The following is an 18,126-nucleotide window of genomic DNA, read 5'->3' as shown; positions in this document are numbered from 1 at the left end:
CCCGTTACTTGACGTCGGCCGCGACCTTCAGCGACACGATCTTGTCGGGATCCGGCACCGGCTCGCCGCGCTTGATCTTGTCGACATTGTCCATGCCTTCGATGACCTGGCCCCAGACCGTGTATTGGCGGTTAAGGAAAGCGGCATCGTCGAAGCAGATGAAGAACTGCGAGTTGGCTGAGTTCGGATTCTGCGAGCGCGCCATCGAGCAGGTGCCGCGGCCATGGTTGGCGTTGGAGAACTCGGCCTTCAGGTCGGGCTTGTCGGAGCCGCCGGTGCCGGCACGGGCGGGCGCGAAAGAGGGTTTGCTGGAATTACCGAATTTCACGTCCCCGGTTTGCGCCATGAAACCGTCGATGACGCGGTGGAACACCACGCCGTCATAGGCGCCTTCGCGCGCCAGTTCCTTGATGCGGCCGACATGGCCGGGCGCCAGATCGGGAAACAGTTCGATGACGACCTTGCCCTTGGTCGTTTCCATGATGAGCGCGTTCTCGCGATCCTTGATCTCGGCCATGTCAGAATATCCTTTGAAACTAATGGGTTTACTTGCCGTCGGCGGCGATACGCACCTTGATCATGCGATCGGGACCGGTGACGACCCCGTTCTGCGCCTCGTCGCCTTTCTTTATCTGGTCCACCAACTCCATGCCTTTCTCGACATTGCCGACGATGGTGTACTGGCCATCGAGCGGCGGCGCCGGCGCGAACATGATGAAGAACTGCGAATTGGCGGAATCCGGGTTTTGCGAGCGGGCCATGCCGACCACGCCGCGCACGTAGCGCTCGGACGTCGAGAATTCGGCCGGCAGGTCGGGAAGATCTGAACCGCCGGTGCCGACAGCATCGGCGCTGAAGCCGTTCTTCATGTTGCCGAACTTTACGTCGCCGGTCTGCGCCATGAAGCCGTCGATGACGCGGTGGAAAGCGACATTGTCGTAAGCGCCCTGCCGGACCAGCTTCTTGATCTGCTCGACATGTTTCGGCGCGAGATCGGGCCTGAGCGCGATGGTCACGTCGCCATCCTTCAGCGTGATGATCATGGTGTTTTCCGGATCGGCTGCGAACGCCGAACCGGATGCAGCCATAAGACCGAAAAGAACGACGAAGCAGGTGGCGAGCCTTTTGAGCTGCATGGATATTTCTCCGAGAACCTTTGTTTCATGCATGGCGTCGTCCCAAAACCGGATTCCACTTTCGGGCGACATGCATCATTTCGCGAACTTTGCGGTGAGTACGCCAGCCACGGCCGCCGGCACGAAGGGGCGGATGTCGCCACCCATCGAGGCTATCTGACGGACAAGTGTGGCGGTAATGGTTCGCACCGAAGGGCTGGCGGGCAGAAAAACCGTCTGCAGTTCCGGCGCCATGGTTTCGTTCATGCCGGCCATCTGCATCTCATAGTCGAGATCGGTGCCGTCGCGCAGGCCGCGGATCATGATCGAGGCGCCGTGCTTCCTGGCCGCGTCGATGACCAGCCCGTCGAAAGCGACGACCTTGATGCGGGCGCTGTCGTGGCCGAATTCGGCCCTCGTCGCCGCTTCGATAAGCCCAACCCGTTCCTCAAACGAAAACAACGGCTTCTTGCCGGGATGAATGCCGATAGCCGCATAGACGGTGTCCGCCACGGCCAGCGACGCCTTCAGCACGTCGAGATGGCCGTTGGTCAGCGGGTCGAAGGAGCCGGCATAAAGGGCGATGCGTTCTGTCATGGCAGGGTGCTTCTAGCGAGCCTCTCTCGCAAAGGCAATCCGATCAGCGAGCCGCCAATGCATGTCGCCCAAAGTGCGCAGCAGTTTTGGGACAACGACATGCACCCAAACAGGGACTCAATGCGCATCGCCTGGGCCCGTTGATCGCGATGCGCTCTGTGTGAACCTTTTGGCCGAGATGAACGACCAATGAACGGGCCGATCACGAAGGCTTCACGCAGCGTTCACTAGGTTGCAGCTTCGGAAGATGAAACCAAAACCCCATTTAATCGTTGCTAGGTGCAGGAGAACACGCACATGCTGATCTACATGCTCGCCACCGCAATGACCGTCGCCATGCTGATCGCCACCGTATTCGGGCTGCATCAGGAAGCAGAGCGCGTCCGCGCCAAGTCCAATGCCAAGCGGTTCGGAGGCTTCGGTATCCGCAAGCCTTATCGCCACTTATGAACCGGCCGTTATTTGTTGACGGCGCCGGCCCATCGGGCGGGCATTTCCCCATCAAGGCTTAGTCGGCGCTGTTGTCCGGGTCGGCACCTTCAGCACCGGCCTCCGGGCTGGCGTCGCCCTCGACACTCTCTTCGGCTTCCTCGTCCGATTGCGGTTCCGATATCCGCTCCACCGAAACGACCTTCTCGCCGTCGGCCGTGTTGAAGATGGTCACGCCCTTGGTGGCGCGGCTGGCGAAACGAATGCCGTTGACCGGCACGCGGATGACAGTGCCGCCGTCCGAGACAAGCATGATCTGGTCGTCGTTGCCGACCGGGAAAGTCGCCACCAGACGGCCGATCTCGGCCGCTTTCGACACGTCGGTGGCGCGAATTCCTTTGCCACCGCGCCCTGTGAGGCGGAAATCATAGGAAGACGATCGCTTGCCGTAGCCATATTCCGTCACCGTCAGCACGAACTGCTCATGTGCCTTGAGGAATTCGTAGCGCTCATCGGAAAGCTCCGTCTCCTCGTCGACCTCCTCATTGGTGAGCTGGATGTCTTCGTCCGCGCCGGCCCAAAGGCGGGCGGCGAGCCGCCGTTCGGCCACCACCCGCTTGAGATAAGCGGCGCGCTCGGCCGGCGGCGCCTCGACATGTTCGATCACCGCCATCGAGATCACCCGGTCGGTGGCAGCCATGGCGATGCCGCGTACCCCGACCGAGTTGCGGCTCTGGAAGACGCGCACATCGCTGACCGAGAAGCGGATGCACTGGCCGGAGCTTGCGGTCAAAAGTACGTCGTCATTGTCCGTGCAGGTCTCGACGCCGAGAATCTCGTCGCCTTCCTCTTCCAGCTTCATGGCGATCTTGCCGTTGCGGTTGACCTGGACGAAGTCAGACAACTTGTTGCGGCGCACCGTGCCGCGCGTGGTGGCGAACATCACGTCGAGTTCGCCCCAGCTGGTCTCGTCCTCGGGCAGCGGCATGATGGTGGTGATGCGTTCGCCCTGCTCCAGCGGCAGCATGTTGATCAGCGCCTTGCCACGCGACTGCGGGTTGCCGATCGGCAGGCGCCAGACCTTTTCTTTGTAGACGATGCCACGCGAGGAGAAGAACAGCACCGGCGTATGCGTGTTGGCGACAAACAGCCGGGTGACGAAATCCTCTTCCTTGGTCGACATGCCGGAGCGGCCCTTGCCGCCGCGGCGCTGCGCCCGGTAGAGCGACAGCGGCACGCGCTTGATATAGCCGGAATGGCTGACCGTCACGACCATGTCCTCGCGCTGGATCAGGTCCTCGTCTTCCATGTCCGCCCCGCCCTCGGAGAGCTCGGTGCGGCGCGGCGTGCCGAACTCGTCACGCACGGCGGCAAGCTCATCCTTGACGATCTGCTGAATGCGGGCGCGGGACGACAGGATGTCCAGGTAATCCTTGATCTCGTCGCCGATCGTGTTCAACTCGTCGGCGATTTCGTCGCGGCCGAGTGCGGTCAGGCGCTGCAGGCGCAATTCGAGGATGGCGCGAGCCTGTTCCTCGGACAGATTGTAGGTGCCGTCCTCATTGATGCGGTGGCGCGGATCGTCGATCAGCAGGATCAGCGATTCGACGTCGCCCGAGGGCCAGCGCCGCTCCATCAACTGCTCGCGCGCCGTCTGCGGGTCGGGCGCGCTGCGGATCAGCTTTATCACCTCGTCGATGTTGGAAACAGCGATGGCAAGGCCAACCAGCACGTGGGCGCGGTCGCGCGCCTTGCGCAGTAGGAATTTCGTGCGCCGGCTGATCACCTCCTCGCGGAAGGCGACGAACGCCTTTAGCATGTCGGTCAGCGTCAGCAGTTCCGGCTTGCCACCGTTCAGCGCCACCATATTGGCGCCGAACGACGTCTGCAGCGGCGTAAAGCGATAGAGCTGGTTGAGGATGACGTCGGCGACCGCGTCACGCTTCAGTTCGATGACGACGCGGTAACCTTGGCGGTCGCTCTCGTCGCGGATGTCGGAAATGCCCTCGATGCGCTTGTCGCGCACAAGCTCGGCCATCTTCTCGATCATCGAGGCCTTGTTCACCTGGTAGGGAACCTCGGTGATGACGATCGATTCACGGTCGTTGCCGCGTTGCTCGACATTGACGCGGCCGCGCATGACGATGGAACCGCGGCCGGTCGAATAAGCGCTGTAGATGCCGGAGCGGCCGAGCACGATGCCGCCGGTCGGGAAATCCGGCCCCGGAATGATCTCCATCAGCGCCGGCAGGTCGATCGCCGGATTGTCGATGAGGGCAATGGCGCCGTTGCAGACCTCGCCCAAATTGTGCGGCGGGATGTTTGTGGCCATGCCGACGGCGATGCCGCCGGAGCCGTTGACCAACAGGTTCGGGAAGCGCGCCGGCAGGACTTTCGGCTCGCTGCCGGACGCATCATAAGTGTCCTGGAAATCGACGGTGTCCTTGTCGATATCTTCCAGCAACTCATGCGCGACCTTGGTCAGCCGCGATTCGGTGTAGCGCATCGCCGCCGGCGGATCGCCGTCGATCGAACCGAAATTGCCCTGTCCGTCGATCAGCGGCACGCGCAGCGACCAGTCCTGCGCCATGCGCACCAAAGCGTCGTAGATCGAGGCGTCGCCATGCGGATGGTATTTACCCATCACGTCGGCGACCGGGCGGGCCGACTTCACATATTTGCGGTTCCAATGGTAGCCGCTCTCATGGGCGGCATAGAGGATGCGGCGATGCACCGGCTTCAACCCGTCGCGCACGTCCGGCAGCGCACGGCTGACGATCACGCTCATGGCGTAATCGAGATAGGAGCGCTGCATCTCCTCGATGATGGATATCGGCTCGATGCCGGTGGGGCCGCCGTCGGCGCCGCGCGGTGTCTTCTGGTCGGTCAAATCAGGTCACAATCTAATCAGGAATCACTCGGTGCTTATATAGGAAGCGCGGCCGAAACTCCAATGTCCGCGGCAGTTTTCCAATGACGATTTTTGTGGCGATTTCAAAAGGATATGGCTGATTGCGACGATATGGCCGAGGCGCTTTTTCGTGGTCGTCGGTTAAAGCTGATTGTCCGGCCAATTTTGCGTCACAAAGCCGGAACGGCCGATTCATTCGACAATTTATCACCTCGCCGCCGGGCCCGATAGGCGCCGGGCGCCTCCCCCATCACGCGCCGGAAACGGCGGTTGAAGGTCGACAAATCGTTGAACCCCGCCTCGAACGCGATTGTCGAGATCGCCTCGTCCGACATGCGCAGCCGCACCGCCGCCCTGTGCAGCCTGGTTTTCAGCAGGAACTGGTACGGCGTCACGCCCGCTACGTGCCGGAAACTGCGTAGGAAATGGTAGGGGCTGGTCGCCGTCTCGCTTGCAAGATCGGCAAGCGAGACCGGCCTTTCGGCATCCTTTTCAATGCGCCGTACCGCGTCCGCGACACGTTTCTGGTCGCGGCGGCTCGGTGGCCGGGCAGCAGGCGTGACGCCGGTGGCGACGGCTGCGCCGGCAATCCGCAGGCCGATTTCCTCGAATGCGTCGCCGTCGATCATCTCGCGTGCGGATTCCGCCTCGGCAAGCAGCGCTGCCAGCGCCGGCAAGGGCGGCAGCCGCGGCGTCTCGAAGGCCAGCGTCTTCACGCCCAGCACGTCGGAAACGATCCGTTCCATATAGGCCGGTTCGAACTGGAAGGAGAGGCAGCGGTCGCCGGCGCCATGCTCGTGCCCACACTCGTAGCACGTGCCAGGGTTGCCGAGCAGGAGCGCGCCCGGCGTCAGCATCGCACTGCCCTGGCGTGCCCGGTAGCGGAATGTGCCGTTGGTCACCACGGCGACGCAGAAGTTGCGATGCTCTTCCTCGAATGGGCGATCAGCGGTGCCGGCGGTGCAGACCAAGTCCGACACCTGCCAGCCCCGACCGGACGCCAGTGTGCGCGCGCTCGTTGTCATGGCTCGAAAGATAGCAATTTTTCCCAAGCACAGAACCCTGCTGCCGCCTACTCCCACAATCTCCTGACAAGATGAGGTCGAAATCATGTTCAATTCATCTTCCTTTGCCGAAGCCCTGCATAGCAACGGCCCGGCCACGGACCTTGCCGAAAAACTGAACCTTTACGGCCGCTTCGTCGGCGCCTGGACATTCGACGCCACGCGCAACCTCGAGGACGGCCAGGTGCTGACCGGGCGCGGCGAGGTACATTTCGGCTGGGTGCTCGAAGGCCGCGCGATCCAGGACGTATGGATCCTGCCCGCACGCGACGCCGGCCCCTCGCCCTCTCTCGGCAAATGGACCTTCTATGGCACGACACTGCGCGTCTATGATCCCGGCGTCGACGCCTGGCACATCTTCTGGAGCGATCCACGCACCCAGTATTACAGCCGCCAGCTCGGCCGCGCCGAGGGCGACAGCATCGTCCAGCAAGGCGCAGACGGTAGTGGCACCTCGGTGCGCTGGAGCTTTTCGCGTATCACCGAAAATTCGTTCCGCTGGCTGGGCGAACGCTCGCAGGACGGCGGCGCGACATGGCGGCTCGAAGTCGAGTTCCTGGCGCGGCGAACTGGCAGCACCTGATCCGCCCGGTTTCCCCTGACGCTGCTTTGCTCTACCAATGCAAGGTCTCGGGCGCAGCCCGGCGGGGAGGGTCAGAGATGCCGAGCTTCGACAGCCTGTTCAACGCCTTCGTCACCATTCTCGTGACCATCGACCCGCCCGGCCTGGCGCCGCTTTTCCTGGCCGTGACACGCGGCATGAACCGCGAGGAGCGCAACCAGGTTTCCGTCCGCGCCTCGATCATCGGTTTTCTGGTGATGGCGCTGTTCGCAATCGCCGGCGCGTCGATCCTGTCGGTGTTCGGCATCACACTGCCGGCCTTCCGCGTCGCCGGCGGTTTCCTGCTGTTCTTCATCGCCTTCGAAATGGTGTTCGAGCGCCGGCAGGACCGCAAAGAGAAGATCGGCGACGTCGCCATTACCAAGGACATGATCCACAACATCGCCGCCTTTCCACTGGCAATCCCGCTGATCGCCGGTCCGGGCGCGATCTCAGCGACCGTCCTGCTTTCCGGCTCTTTTCCAGGTTTTGGCGCGCAGGCAGCCCTTGTCGGCATCATCGCGATCTGCCTTGTCATCACCTACCTGGTGTTCGTGCTGGCCGAGCGCATCGACCGCATCCTCGGCCAGACCGGCCGCTCGATCCTGACGCGGCTGCTCGGCGTCATCCTGGCGGCGCTTGCCGTGCAGTTCGTCGCCGACGGCATCAAGGCGCTGATGGTTGATTGAAGTCGCTTCCGACACCCACCGTTCTAGTTCGCCAGCCGAAGCCGAGGGCGCCCTTCATCGGTGCTAACATCGCCGCCTTGCAAGGCGTAGCGGTTGCCGCGCAAGGCTGGAGCGGCTGCATTTGTCCAAGTGAGTCGTCCGCGTTCGTAGACGAGATAGCCTGCTCTTTCCAGCAGCGCCGCCATATTGGGAACTGATGTCTCGATCACAATAGGCAACTGCGACCGCCGCCCGCGATAATCATCTGGCAGGACAGACGCGACCAGTCCGTCAAGCTGTGCAATTGAATCCAAGTCGCTTTCATTTTTCAACAAAGCATCAAGCGTCACGAAAGGGGTCAAAATCTGTTCGATGATTTCGATGTAGGTGTACAAGGCATAGTCGATCGAGGGAAATAACTGATCTGCATTTGGGGCAGCAATATTTGCGATATCTTCGACGTCATGCTGGAGCTGAAAGTAGGGATGAAAAGCTTCTCTGCGTCCGCGCCGCACCTCCCACCGTCCCTCCAAGAATTCAACAGGCTCAGCGATCTCCAATGCCCAGAGCACGAAGCATGCGTTCTCAAAAGCTGACATGTAGCTGTGATGAAAAACGCATCCCTTGCGACCAAGCTTTGCTGGATCGCGATCAGTCTGCTCAACACGCCTACCTTCGGCGTCCAATCCGATCGGATAGTGACTCACCGCGTTTCGAGCTATCTCTGCAACCAACAGGCCGTAGAGAGCTGTCTTGCCGGAAGCAACATTTGACATCTTAACGCTCAACTGAACCGGAGAACAAACTTCTAGGCTGAACGGGATCAAACGTCCATAGAACTGATCTGCCGAATTACTTGCAACAAGGTTCCCCTCGCGCGACGAACCGTCACCACTGGACGTTATCCTACTTCGCCGTCGTATCAATAACTTCGAAGTCGTGGGTGATCTCGGCGGTCTTGGCTATCATTGCCGAGGCAGAGCAGTATTTTTCGATCGACAGGTCGATCGCCCGCCTCACCTTGTCGGGCGAGAGCGCCCGGCCCTTGACGATAAAGTGCATGTGGATGCGCGTGAACACCCTGGGATCGACTTCCGCCCGGTCGGCGTCGAGCTCGACCACGCAGTCTTCGACCGCCTCGCGCCCCTTTTCGAGGATGTGCACCACATCATAGGCCGAGCAGCCGCCAGTGCCGAGCAGCACCAGTTCCATCGGGCTCGGCCCCGGCGTCTTGCCGTCCGGTCCGAACGCGGTCCCCAGCACCAGCTTATGACCGCTGCCGGACTCGCCGACAAAGGTGCGCTCCTCGACCCATTTGACCCGTGCTTTCACCTGATATGTCCTTTCACCGCGCACCACTCAAACGCAGAACGTCCCGAAAATCCAAGACAGATTTTCGGGACGCCAATTCGTGGCCTCAAGTAGCTGGCGTTTTTCGCCCGCGTAGGGGCCATCCGCCCTAAGGATCAGAACGGGATTTCGTCGTCCAGTTCGCGCGACGAACCGCCACCACCACCCTTGTTTCCGCCACCGCCGCCGCGATTGAAGCTCTCGCCCGGGCCGGATTGGCCGAAATCGGAACCGCGGCTGCTGCCGCCACCGGCATAGCTGCCGACCTGACCGCCCTCGCCTTGCCCGCGCGCGTCGAGCATCTGCAGCTCGCCGCGGAATTTCTGCAGCACGATTTCGGTCGTGTAGCGATCATTGCCGGTCTGGTCCTGCCATTTGCGCGTCTGCAACTGGCCCTCGACATAAACCTTCGCACCCTTCTTCAGATACTGCTCGGCGACCTTGGCGAGCTGGTCGTTGAAGATGACGACATTGTGCCACTCGGTCTTTTCCTTGCGTTCGCCGGAAGTCTTGTCGCGCCAGCTTTCCGACGTGGCGACGCGGATGTTGACGACCGGCTCACCCGAATTCAAACGGCGGATTTCCGGGTCCGCCCCGAGATTGCCCACCAGAATGACCTTGTTGACGCTACCCGCCATCATACTTCTCCGCGCTCATCCGAAACAAAATTTCTGTCGCTCACCTTATAGACTGCGGACAATCCCCGCCTGCCGTGGCTGCCTTTTCCCACAAGGTTTTTGTTCTTTTTTTGTTCTATTCTTGTCACTCCCGGCTGTCAAGGAATGTCAGCAAGAGGTAGGGTGTCTGTCTGAAATTGCGAATATGTCGGGTCGAAAGTTGGGCGGCTGCGAATGAGAGTCATCGCACACATGGACCAGCCGCAAGAGCAGTGGCGGGCGGGCGTGGAAACCCGGATGCAGGTTTCAGCCGGCAACGGTGCCAGCCAACTCTGCATATTTGAACAATGGGTCCAGCCCGGGGTCGGGGCTCCGACACATTGGCACTCGGTTGAGGAAGTGCTTACCCTCATCGCCGGAACCGCCGAAATGTGGATCGACGACGACCGCATGACGCTGGCTGCCGGACAGTCGCTTCTTGTGCCTGCGGAGAGGAAACACGGCTTTCGAAATGTCGGCACTGAGACGCTTCACATCCATGCCGTGCTGGCGTCACCAATCTTCGAGGCAATTTTTGAGGGATCTGCCGAGCCGGTGAGACGCTGGCTTCCGGCGCCCTAAAACGCACTTGCCAAACCAATAAGTATCGACTTATGCTTCCGCCATGATCGAAGCAGAGATTTTTCGAGCGCTTTCCGACCCGACGCGCCGCGCCGTCTACGAACGGCTCGCCGCCGGCGAGATGACGGTGTCGGAACTGCGCAGCGGCATGACCGTATCGCAACCGGCCGTGTCGCAGCATCTCGCGGTGCTGCGCGGCGCCGGCCTGGTGGCCGAGCGGCGAGCCGGCCGCAACGCCTATTATCGCGCCGACCCGCAAGGGCTTGACCCTCTGCTCGGCTGGATCGAACGCTACCGTGCGTTCTGGCCCGAGCGTATCGAACGGCTCAAGGCGGTTTTGAAGGATATGGACCAATGACGGTAAAACAGCATTCGGACATGGCAGCAGACTCGATCGAGTTCGAGTGCGAGCTTCCAGACCCGCCGGAAAAAGTGTGGCGGGCGCTGACGGTGCCAGACCTGCTCGCGGCCTGGATGATGCCGAACGACATCAAGCCCGAGATCGGCAGCCGCTTTGCCTTTGCCAAGGCGGATGCGCCGATCGAGTGCGAAATCCTCGACGCCGAGCCCGAACGCCTGCTGCGCTATTCCTGGCGCGAGCGAGCGGCGCCGGGCAATGCACCGGATCCGCTTGACAGTATCGTCACCTTCACGCTCGACCGCACCGTGTCGGGCGGCACGCATCTGCGCATCGTCCACGATGGATTCGCGCGGGTAGCTCCGCCTGCGGTCGCGATGGTGGGTGCCGGTTGCCGACTTTCGCTCAACGCACACCGCCCCAAACAGACCATTGCCACAAACACGCCTCGCCTGTTCATGCGCGCGGCCTGAGCGACACAACGGAGAAAAGCGATGAGCGGTTTTGCCAATCTGGTGCCGATGGTGATCGAGCAGTCGAGCCGCGGCGAACGCGCCTTCGACATTTTTTCGCGGCTGCTGCGCGAGCGCATCGTCTTCATCAACGGGGAGATCAACGACGGCGTGTCGGCGCTGGTCTGTGCCCAGCTTCTGTCGCTGGAATCCGACAATCCAGACAAGGAGATCTCGCTCTACATCAACTCGCCGGGCGGCGTGGTGACCAGCGGCTTCGCCATCTACGACACGATGCAATACATCTCTTGCCCCGTATCGACCGTCTGCATGGGCTTTGCAGCGTCGATGGCCTCGTTCCTGCTGATGGCCGGCACGCCGGGACGGCGCATCGCGCTGCCAAACACCAGCATCGTGCTGCACCAGCCGCTGGGCGGCTTTCAGGGCCAGGCTTCCGATATCCAGCGTCACGCCGAAGGCATCCTGCGCACCAAGAAGCGCATGACCGAACTCTATGCGCATCACTGCGGCCGCACCTATGAAGAGGTCGAACGCACGCTCGACCGCGACTATTTCATGACCGCCGAGGAGGCAAAGACATGGGGCCTTGTCGACCATGTTTTTGATACGCGCAAGAAGGCGGCGTGAAGCATGCCGGCTGACACGTGGCAATTTGATCGCAGCCGGTCTGGCCTGGCACCCGGCGTAACACTATAGTCCGCAAAATGACCGACAGCCGCTCATCAAGACCATTGCGCCTTGCCGCCGCAGCACTTGCCAGTGCCTGCTTGCTGACCGGCAACGCGTTTGCCGATGACAGTTCGCCGCAAAATGGCACGCTGCCCGGCGTGGCCAACGACTACCGCATCGCCAAGCCGTCTCCCGAGCCCGACAATGCCATATCCAGCAACGGTAACGGCGAGTTCAAGATCGGCGATACCGATGTCAGGATTTCCGGCAGCGTAACCTTCGATGTCGGGGTCGGCGCGATCAACGCGCCCAGGCGATAGGCAGCCTTCATCGCTGCCACAATCTGAAGGTGCTCGTGCTCGCGATTGTCTGAAATGAACAGCCCCGCCGCTGCTTCCGCAAACGGTCGGGGCTTTTTTGGATCTAAAATCCAAACTTGCCGGGAGTACACTGCCGGCTTTTGATTTCGGATGCTTCGCGGCGTTCAGCCGACGATCCGACTAGTAGTCTCTGATTTTAGTGGGATCGGCAGGTCACGGTTTGTCGGGCGGCGCACACGCCTGACCCTGGCACTTATGCCTGCCGCGGCTCCAGCGATAAGCGGAGCCTCAAGGAACTGTCCGGTGGAGTCATTCCTCTGCTCTCCTTTTCTGTCCATTGCGACCGGTGTCGCCCGAAGCGCATATCGCAAAAGCCTGCGGCGTCTCGCAGGCCGCCATAAGGTGGCGAGGCCATCGAAAGACGGTTGGCTCCGGTGACGTTGGGAGTCTGACTCTCTGAGGCTGGGACGTCAACAGTTGGTTAGCCGATTACAGAAAATGTGATCGCTCGTGTGGCGAATCCGAAATTTTCATCTGTTTTAAGCAGCCGGCGTCGGCCGCTGCGTTCGCGAGCTGGCAAACGCCCGGAACTTTGACGGTGATAGGGCGCTTTGTGAAGCTGGCTTCATGGACGCTTTTGTCAGGAGCGTGTTCGGTCTTTGTTCTTTCCGCTTGCTCGCCCGCGCGAAAGACGGTTAAAGGCTTTGGTCGAGAGTTGTGGCGTCTCTCGAAAAGGTGACGAAATTACCTACATAGGGGATGGCCGGGACAACCCGCCATCCCATGAGATTCCAGATCTGAGGCGGCGACCGGCGATGGCCGACCATAAATATCTTTCCATTCGCGGGGCGCGCGAACACAATCTGAAGAATGTCGATCTCGACCTGCCGCGTGACAGCCTGATCGTCATGACCGGCCTGTCGGGGTCCGGCAAGTCGTCGCTCGCCTTCGACACCATCTATGCCGAGGGCCAGCGCCGCTATGTCGAGAGCCTGTCGGCCTATGCCAGGCAATTCCTCGAAATGATGCAGAAGCCTGATGTCGACCAGATCGACGGTCTGTCGCCGGCTATCTCCATCGAGCAGAAAACCACGTCGAAGAACCCGCGCTCGACGGTCGGCACCGTCACCGAGATCTACGACTATATGCGGCTGCTGTTCGCGCGCGTCGGCATCCCCTATTCGCCGGCCACCGGCCTGCCGATCGAGAGCCAGACGGTGTCGCAGATGGTCGACCGCGTGCTGGCGGTCGAGGAAGGCACGCGCCTGTTCATCCTGGCGCCGATGGTACGCGGCCGCAAAGGCGAGTACCGCAAGGAACTGCTGGAGCTGCAGAAGAAAGGCTTCCAGCGGGTCAAGGTCGACGGTGTCTTTTACGAAATCGCCGACGTGCCGGCGCTGGACAAGAAGTACAAGCATGATCTCGACGTCGTCGTCGATCGCATCGTCGTACGCGGCGATCTGGCGACGCGGCTTGCGGATTCCATCGAAACCGCGCTGAAGCTCGCCGATGGGCTGGCGGTGGCCGAATTTGCCGACCGGCCGCTCGACGCCAGCCAGACCGGCGAGGATTCGGTCAACAAGTCGAAGAACGAGACGCATGAGCGCATCCTGTTCTCGGAAAAGTTCGCCTGTCCGGTATCCGGCTTCACCATACCCGAGATCGAACCCAGGCTGTTTTCCTTCAACAACCCGTTCGGCGCCTGCCCGACCTGCGACGGCCTTGGCAGCCAGCGCGCCATCGACGCCAGCCTGATCGTGCCCGACGACAATCTGTCGCTGCGTGCCGGCGCGGTCAGCCCGTGGGCGAAATCGACCTCGCCCTATTACGTGCAGACGCTGGAGGCGCTCGGCAAGGCCTATGGCTTCAAACTCGGCGACAAGTTCCGGGATCTGACCGAAGAGGCAAAGCAAGCCATCTTGCATGGCACCGGCGAGCGCGAGGTCACCTTCCAGTATGATGACGGCCTGCGTTCCTATAAGACGACGAAAACCTTCGAGGGCGTCATTCCCAATCTGGAGCGGCGCTGGAAGGAGACCGAATCCGCCTGGATGCGCGAAGAGATCGAGCGCTTCATGTCGGCCACGCCTTGCCCGGCCTGCCGCGGCTACCGGCTGAAGCCGGAATCGCTTGCGGTGAAGATCGCTGGAAAGCACATCGGCGAGGTTACCGAGCTGTCGATCCGCAAGGCCGACCATTGGTTCACCGAGCTGCCCGCCTCGCTCAGCGACAAGCAGAACGAGATTGCGGTGCGCGTGCTCAAGGAGATCCGCGAGCGGCTGCGCTTCCTCAACGATGTCGGGCTCGACTATCTGACGCTGTCGCGCAATTCCGGCACGCTGTCGGGCGGCGAGAGCCAGCGCATCCGGCTGGCCTCGCAGATCGGCTCCGGCCTGACCGGCGTGCTCTATGTGCTGGACGAGCCGTCGATCGGCCTGCACCAGCGCGACAATGCGCGGCTCCTCGACACGCTGAAGCATCTGCGCGACATCGGCAACACGGTGATCGTCGTCGAGCATGACGAAGACGCCATTCTGCATGCCGACTATGTCGTCGATATAGGCCCGGCCGCCGGCATCCATGGCGGCCACATCATCGCCCAGGGAACGCCGCAGCAGATCATGGCGAGCCCCGCCTCGATCACCGGCAAATATCTGTCAGGCGAGCTTGAAGTGGCCACACCTGCGGTGCGGCGCGAGGCCAAGAAGAACCGGCGTCTGAAGATCGTCGGTGCGCGCGGCAACAATCTGAAGAACGTCACCGCCGAAATCCCGCTCGGCACGTTCACCGCCGTCACCGGCGTGTCCGGCGGCGGCAAGTCGACCTTCCTGATCGAGACGCTGTTCAAGGCGGCGTCGCGCCGCATCATGGGCTCGCGCGAGCATCCGGCCGAGCATGACCGCATCGAGGGGCTCGAATTCCTCGACAAGGTTATCGATATCGACCAGTCGCCGATCGGAAGGACGCCGCGCTCCAATCCCGCCACCTACACCGGCGCGTTCACGCCGATCCGCGACTGGTTCGCCGGCCTGCCGGAGTCCAAGGCGCGCGGCTATCAGCCCGGTCGCTTCTCGTTCAACGTCAAGGGCGGCCGCTGCGAGGCCTGCCAGGGCGACGGCGTCATCAAGATCGAGATGCACTTCCTGCCCGACGTCTATGTCACCTGCGACGTCTGCCACGGCAAGCGCTACAACCGCGAGACGCTCGACGTCTTGTTCAAGGGCAAGTCGATTGCCGACGTGCTCGACATGACGGTTGAGGAAGGCGTCGATTTCTTCGCCGCCGTGCCCGGCGTGCGCGACAAACTGGATACGCTGAAGCAGGTCGGCCTCGGCTACATCCATGTCGGCCAGCAGGCGACGACGCTGTCGGGCGGCGAGGCTCAGCGCATCAAGCTCGCCAAGGAACTGTCGCGCAAGGCGACCGGCAAGACGCTCTACATTCTGGACGAGCCGACCACCGGCCTGCATTTCCACGACGTCGCCAAGCTGCTCGAAGTGCTGCACGAGCTGGTCGACCAAGGCAACACGGTGGTCGTCATCGAGCACAATCTTGAAGTGATCAAGACCGCCGACTGGGTGCTCGATCTCGGTCCCGAAGGCGGCGACGGCGGCGGCGAGCTGGTGGCGTCGGGCACGCCGGAGGACATCGTTCGCGAGAAGCGCAGCTACACCGGCCAGTTCCTGCGGGAATTGCTGGAGCGAAGGCCTGGGGGCAAGCGCGAAGCGGCGGAGTGAATGAGGACTGGCTAGCGTTTGGAAGAACTTTTAAATGAAGATCAGAAAAGCGCTTGCCGGTGATCTTGATGCAGTCGTCCGGCTGACCGAAGCATCCTATGCCCCCTACACCGCCTTGCTTGGCGCGCCGCCAATCCCGGTCACCGAGGATTATGCTCCACGGATCGAACGTGGCGAAGTCTGGCTGCTGGAGAGCGGCAAGGAGGTGGCCGGACTTCTGGTTCTCGAGCGGCATCCCGATCATGCGATGATCTTCAGCGTCGCCGTCTCCCCAGCCTTCCAGGGCAAGGGCTTCGGCATCGCGCTGCTCGACTTCGCCGACGAGCAGGCACGGCTGTGGCATCTGCCGGAGGTGCGGCTCTACACCAACGCCAGGATGGAACGGAACATTGCGCTCTACACAGCCTATGGCTTTCGCGAGACAGGCCGCCGGCCAAACCCTTATCGGCCGGGATGGATGGTCGTCGACATGGCAAAGCCGGTCGAAACCGTGACGCCGGCTTGATCGCTTTCTAGGGAGGACGACAATGAGCAGCCATGGAACAATCCGCGCCGGCATGGGCGGCTGGACCTTCGAGCCGTGGGATACCTCTTTTTATCCGGACAAGCTCCCCAAGGCCAAGCAACTGAACTATGCCAGCCGGCAGGTGCCGAGTATCGAGGTCAACGGCACCTATTATTCGAGTTTCAAGGAGCCGACCTTCATCAGATGGGCTAACGAGGCGCCGGACGGCTTCGTCTATTCGCTGAAAGGCAACCGCTTCGTCACCAACCGCCGCGTTCTCGGCGAGGCCGGAGAGTCGATGATGCGCTTCCTGGGGTCGGGCGTCGCCGCACTCGGCGATAAGCTTGGGCCGATCCTGTGGCAGTTCGCGCCGACGAAAAAGTTCGATCCGGACGATTTCGAGGCCTTCCTCAAACTGTTGCCGGAAAAGCAGGACGGTGTCGCGCTGCGCCACGCGGTCGAGGTGCGCAACGACAGTTTCGTCGTGCCGGAATTCGCCGCGCTGGCACGCAAGTACAAGGTCGCGATCGTCTATGCCGACCACGCCAAATATCCTGGTATTGCCGACGTCACCGGGGATTTCATCTATGCCCGGCTGCAGACCGGCAGCGACGACAACCCCGACTGCTATACGCCAAAGGCGCTCGATGAATGGGCGGCGCGGGCGAAGGTCTGGGCGGAAGGCAAGGTGCCGGCCGACCTGCCGCGCGCCGATCCCTCAACCGACGCACCGGTCAAACCGCGTGATGTGTTCGTCTACTTTATCACCGAGGGCAAGGTCCGCGCGCCGTTCGGCGCCATGGCGCTGATGAAGCGTGTTACAGGCTAACGGCCTGGAATTGTGACATCTTCATCACCATCGTAACCTTATCGATACCTCCTTGCTGCATGAATCCGCGGAGCTAGGGCAGCCGCGGGTTAGGGCATGTCGCTCGACTACCACTCACTTCTGCTGGCTGTCGGTTTTTCCGCCGCCTGCCTGAGCCTGACGTTGTTCGGCATCTGGCTGACTGCGCGAACCGAAAAGTTCCTGCTGACATGGTCGATCAGTGCGCTGTTGATCGTCGGCGACGTTTTTATCTACGAAGACTATATCTCGACGCCCGGACGCATCCTCGGCATCGCTACGTTCACGCTGCTCCTGGTGGGGTTCTCGACCATGCTGGGCGCCGCCTACCAGTTCAGGTCAGGCCGATCGCCGATCCCGCTGACGGTTCTCGGCAGCTGCGTCACACTTGCCCTGGCGCTGCCGCCGATGGCGCTCGGCTATGACGGCCTCGGCTTCATTCTCGAAAATTCCCTTGCCGCCATGCTCCTGTTTGCAACGGCCTATCAGTACTGGATCGGGCGCACCGAGGCCCCCGTCCCCATCGTCGGCCTCGCCGTGCTCTACTCGACCACCGGCATTTCCTTCCTGCTGTGTGCCATGGCTCTGGCATGGGATGGAAAGCTTGTCCTCGGACATGCGCCCAGCAACTGGGCCGAGGATCTGAGCCTCGTCATCGTCATTGCCGGCCTGACCGGCATTGGCGCGCTTTCGCTGGCGCTCAACCAGGGCCGTCTGGCTCGGCATCACCGTCTGGATGCGCTGACCGATCCGCTGACCGGCCTTCTCAATCGCCGCGCCCTGTTCGATCTCAACGGCGACGCCCCGATCGGGGCCTTCACGGCAGTCGTCGTATTCGACCTCGACGGCTTCAAGGCCATCAATGATGAATTCGGCCACGCTACCGGCGATCAGGTGCTGAAAGTGTTCGCCGAGGAACTCACCGAGGCCCTTCGCCCGACCGATGTCGCCGCGCGCATGGGCGGTGAGGAATTCGCGCTGGTTCTGAAGCGGACGCTGCCCGAAACGGTGGAATTCACCGCCGAGCGTATACGCACCGCCTTCGCCGCGCGCGTCATCGTGACGGAAACCCGTCCGCTGACATGTACGGTCAGCGCCGGATACGCGTTCGGCAGCAAGGACAGGATGAGCTTCGACAAAGTGCTCAGCGCCGCCGACAAGGCGCTCTATACGGCCAAGCGCAGCGGCCGCAACCGCGTCGCGGCCTCGACATTGCTGCGAGCGAGCTAGCCGCTCGCGGCGGG

At 61.8% G+C, this 18,126-nt stretch carries 20 protein-coding genes; 12 read left to right on the top strand and 8 right to left on the bottom strand.

Features of this window, described 5'->3' with window-relative positions; genetic code table 11:
* Positions 1 to 4: 4 nt before the first annotated feature.
* The 3 genes from AC0L26_RS06800 to coaD all read right to left on the bottom strand — a co-directional run bounded on the left by AC0L26_RS06800 (position 5) and on the right by coaD (position 1,712).
* A complete protein-coding gene (locus AC0L26_RS06800) occupies positions 5 to 517 on the bottom strand; it encodes a peptidylprolyl isomerase (RefSeq protein WP_091593716.1) in 513 nt (170 codons plus the stop codon).
* Between the two features lie 28 nt (positions 518 to 545).
* Positions 546 to 1,136 (bottom strand): peptidylprolyl isomerase, encoded by a 591-nt coding sequence (locus AC0L26_RS06795; RefSeq protein WP_473631857.1) that lies wholly within the window; start codon positions 1,134 to 1,136, stop codon positions 546 to 548.
* A 75-nt stretch (positions 1,137 to 1,211) separates the two neighbouring features.
* On the bottom strand, positions 1,212 to 1,712 hold the full coding sequence (gene coaD / locus AC0L26_RS06790; protein ID WP_473631855.1) for a pantetheine-phosphate adenylyltransferase: 501 nt from the start codon (positions 1,710 to 1,712) through the stop codon (positions 1,212 to 1,214).
* 297 nt (positions 1,713 to 2,009) lie between these two features.
* Between coaD and AC0L26_RS06785 the strand changes: the two genes are divergently transcribed.
* Positions 2,010 to 2,162 carry a hypothetical protein gene (locus tag AC0L26_RS06785; RefSeq protein ID WP_473631854.1) on the top strand — a complete coding sequence of 51 codons (153 nt, stop codon included), beginning with the start codon at positions 2,010 to 2,012 and terminating at the stop codon, positions 2,160 to 2,162.
* Between the two features lie 58 nt (positions 2,163 to 2,220).
* Here the strand turns inward: AC0L26_RS06785 and gyrA are convergent, their stop codons facing one another.
* Complete coding sequence (gene gyrA, locus AC0L26_RS06780; protein WP_473631852.1) at positions 2,221 to 5,031, bottom strand: DNA gyrase subunit A; 2,811 nt, start codon at positions 5,029 to 5,031, stop codon at positions 2,221 to 2,223.
* 191 nt (positions 5,032 to 5,222) lie between these two features.
* The gene (locus AC0L26_RS06775) at positions 5,223 to 6,077 is read right to left on the bottom strand and encodes a helix-turn-helix transcriptional regulator (RefSeq protein WP_473631851.1); all 855 of its coding nucleotides are present in this window, start codon (positions 6,075 to 6,077) and stop codon (positions 5,223 to 5,225) included.
* Positions 6,078 to 6,162: 85 nt separating this feature from the next.
* Between AC0L26_RS06775 and AC0L26_RS06770 the strand changes: the two genes are divergently transcribed.
* Together AC0L26_RS06770 and AC0L26_RS06765 are read left to right on the top strand one after the other, a co-directional pair.
* On the top strand, positions 6,163 to 6,699 hold the full coding sequence (locus tag AC0L26_RS06770) for a hypothetical protein (RefSeq protein ID WP_473631850.1): 537 nt from the start codon (positions 6,163 to 6,165) through the stop codon (positions 6,697 to 6,699).
* 77 nt (positions 6,700 to 6,776) lie between these two features.
* Entirely contained in the window at positions 6,777 to 7,406 is a 630-nt protein-coding gene (locus tag AC0L26_RS06765) for a MarC family protein (RefSeq protein WP_473631849.1), read from the top strand.
* 23 nt (positions 7,407 to 7,429) lie between these two features.
* On the opposite strand, the gene AC0L26_RS06760 is transcribed toward AC0L26_RS06765, so the two are convergent.
* The 3 genes from AC0L26_RS06760 to ssb form a co-directional block, all read right to left on the bottom strand.
* A complete protein-coding gene (locus AC0L26_RS06760) occupies positions 7,430 to 8,161 on the bottom strand; it encodes a hypothetical protein (protein WP_473631848.1) in 732 nt (243 codons plus the stop codon).
* Between the two features lie 130 nt (positions 8,162 to 8,291).
* Positions 8,292 to 8,717 carry an OsmC family protein gene (locus AC0L26_RS06755; protein WP_473631846.1) on the bottom strand — a complete coding sequence of 142 codons (426 nt, stop codon included), beginning with the start codon at positions 8,715 to 8,717 and terminating at the stop codon, positions 8,292 to 8,294.
* Positions 8,718 to 8,851: 134 nt separating this feature from the next.
* Positions 8,852 to 9,373: a single-stranded DNA-binding protein gene (gene ssb, locus AC0L26_RS06750; RefSeq protein ID WP_095485305.1), complete on the bottom strand. Its 522-nt coding sequence runs from the start codon at positions 9,371 to 9,373 to the stop codon at positions 8,852 to 8,854.
* Positions 9,374 to 9,586: 213 nt separating this feature from the next.
* Between ssb and AC0L26_RS06745 the strand changes: the two genes are divergently transcribed.
* The 9 genes from AC0L26_RS06745 to AC0L26_RS06705 all read left to right on the top strand — a co-directional run bounded on the left by AC0L26_RS06745 (position 9,587) and on the right by AC0L26_RS06705 (position 18,112).
* A complete protein-coding gene (locus AC0L26_RS06745; RefSeq protein WP_473631844.1) occupies positions 9,587 to 9,973 on the top strand; it encodes a cupin domain-containing protein in 387 nt (128 codons plus the stop codon).
* A gap of 43 nt (positions 9,974 to 10,016) precedes the next feature.
* A complete protein-coding gene (locus AC0L26_RS06740; RefSeq protein ID WP_095492810.1) occupies positions 10,017 to 10,331 on the top strand; it encodes an ArsR/SmtB family transcription factor in 315 nt (104 codons plus the stop codon).
* The gene (locus AC0L26_RS06735) at positions 10,328 to 10,804 is read left to right on the top strand and encodes an SRPBCC family protein (RefSeq protein ID WP_473631843.1); all 477 of its coding nucleotides are present in this window, start codon (positions 10,328 to 10,330) and stop codon (positions 10,802 to 10,804) included. The genes AC0L26_RS06740 and AC0L26_RS06735 overlap by 4 nt, the downstream gene beginning before the upstream one ends.
* A gap of 21 nt (positions 10,805 to 10,825) precedes the next feature.
* Complete coding sequence (locus AC0L26_RS06730; protein ID WP_473631842.1) at positions 10,826 to 11,431, top strand: ATP-dependent Clp protease proteolytic subunit; 606 nt, start codon at positions 10,826 to 10,828, stop codon at positions 11,429 to 11,431.
* Positions 11,432 to 11,508: 77 nt separating this feature from the next.
* Complete coding sequence (locus AC0L26_RS06725) at positions 11,509 to 11,793, top strand: hypothetical protein (RefSeq protein ID WP_473631841.1); 285 nt, start codon at positions 11,509 to 11,511, stop codon at positions 11,791 to 11,793.
* Positions 11,794 to 12,608: 815 nt separating this feature from the next.
* A complete protein-coding gene (uvrA, locus tag AC0L26_RS06720; protein ID WP_473631839.1) occupies positions 12,609 to 15,530 on the top strand; it encodes an excinuclease ABC subunit UvrA in 2,922 nt (973 codons plus the stop codon).
* Between the two features lie 34 nt (positions 15,531 to 15,564).
* Positions 15,565 to 16,035, top strand: a complete 471-nt coding sequence (locus tag AC0L26_RS06715; RefSeq protein WP_473631838.1) for a GNAT family N-acetyltransferase — start codon at positions 15,565 to 15,567, stop codon at positions 16,033 to 16,035.
* A gap of 22 nt (positions 16,036 to 16,057) precedes the next feature.
* Positions 16,058 to 16,864 carry a DUF72 domain-containing protein gene (locus AC0L26_RS06710; protein ID WP_473631837.1) on the top strand — a complete coding sequence of 269 codons (807 nt, stop codon included), beginning with the start codon at positions 16,058 to 16,060 and terminating at the stop codon, positions 16,862 to 16,864.
* 96 nt (positions 16,865 to 16,960) lie between these two features.
* A complete protein-coding gene (locus AC0L26_RS06705) occupies positions 16,961 to 18,112 on the top strand; it encodes a GGDEF domain-containing protein (protein ID WP_473631836.1) in 1,152 nt (383 codons plus the stop codon).
* The last annotated feature ends 14 nt before the right edge of the window (positions 18,113 to 18,126 follow it).

It is taken from the genome of Mesorhizobium sp. WSM4823 (genome assembly GCF_055811195.1).
This window is presented reverse-complemented; position numbering and strand designations above follow the sequence as displayed.

Coding starts and splice junctions, on each gene's coding strand:
- AC0L26_RS06800 (WP_091593716.1), bottom strand. CDS start 517: ATGGCCGAGATCAAGGATCGCGAGAACGCGCTCATCATGGAAACGACC.
- AC0L26_RS06795 (WP_473631857.1), bottom strand. CDS start 1,136: ATGCAGCTCAAAAGGCTCGCCACCTGCTTCGTCGTTCTTTTCGGTCTT.
- coaD (WP_473631855.1), bottom strand. CDS start 1,712: ATGACAGAACGCATCGCCCTTTATGCCGGCTCCTTCGACCCGCTGACC.
- AC0L26_RS06785 (WP_473631854.1), top strand. CDS start 2,010: ATGCTGATCTACATGCTCGCCACCGCAATGACCGTCGCCATGCTGATC.
- AC0L26_RS06775 (WP_473631851.1), bottom strand. CDS start 6,077: ATGACAACGAGCGCGCGCACACTGGCGTCCGGTCGGGGCTGGCAGGTG.
- AC0L26_RS06770 (WP_473631850.1), top strand. CDS start 6,163: ATGTTCAATTCATCTTCCTTTGCCGAAGCCCTGCATAGCAACGGCCCG.
- AC0L26_RS06765 (WP_473631849.1), top strand. CDS start 6,777: ATGCCGAGCTTCGACAGCCTGTTCAACGCCTTCGTCACCATTCTCGTG.
- AC0L26_RS06760 (WP_473631848.1), bottom strand. CDS start 8,161: ATGTCAAATGTTGCTTCCGGCAAGACAGCTCTCTACGGCCTGTTGGTT.
- ssb (WP_095485305.1), bottom strand. CDS start 9,373: ATGGCGGGTAGCGTCAACAAGGTCATTCTGGTGGGCAATCTCGGGGCG.
- AC0L26_RS06745 (WP_473631844.1), top strand. CDS start 9,587: ATGAGAGTCATCGCACACATGGACCAGCCGCAAGAGCAGTGGCGGGCG.
- AC0L26_RS06740 (WP_095492810.1), top strand. CDS start 10,017: ATGATCGAAGCAGAGATTTTTCGAGCGCTTTCCGACCCGACGCGCCGC.
- AC0L26_RS06735 (WP_473631843.1), top strand. CDS start 10,328: ATGACGGTAAAACAGCATTCGGACATGGCAGCAGACTCGATCGAGTTC.
- AC0L26_RS06730 (WP_473631842.1), top strand. CDS start 10,826: ATGAGCGGTTTTGCCAATCTGGTGCCGATGGTGATCGAGCAGTCGAGC.
- AC0L26_RS06725 (WP_473631841.1), top strand. CDS start 11,509: ATGACCGACAGCCGCTCATCAAGACCATTGCGCCTTGCCGCCGCAGCA.
- uvrA (WP_473631839.1), top strand. CDS start 12,609: ATGGCCGACCATAAATATCTTTCCATTCGCGGGGCGCGCGAACACAAT.
- AC0L26_RS06715 (WP_473631838.1), top strand. CDS start 15,565: ATGAAGATCAGAAAAGCGCTTGCCGGTGATCTTGATGCAGTCGTCCGG.
- AC0L26_RS06710 (WP_473631837.1), top strand. CDS start 16,058: ATGAGCAGCCATGGAACAATCCGCGCCGGCATGGGCGGCTGGACCTTC.
- AC0L26_RS06705 (WP_473631836.1), top strand. CDS start 16,961: ATGTCGCTCGACTACCACTCACTTCTGCTGGCTGTCGGTTTTTCCGCC.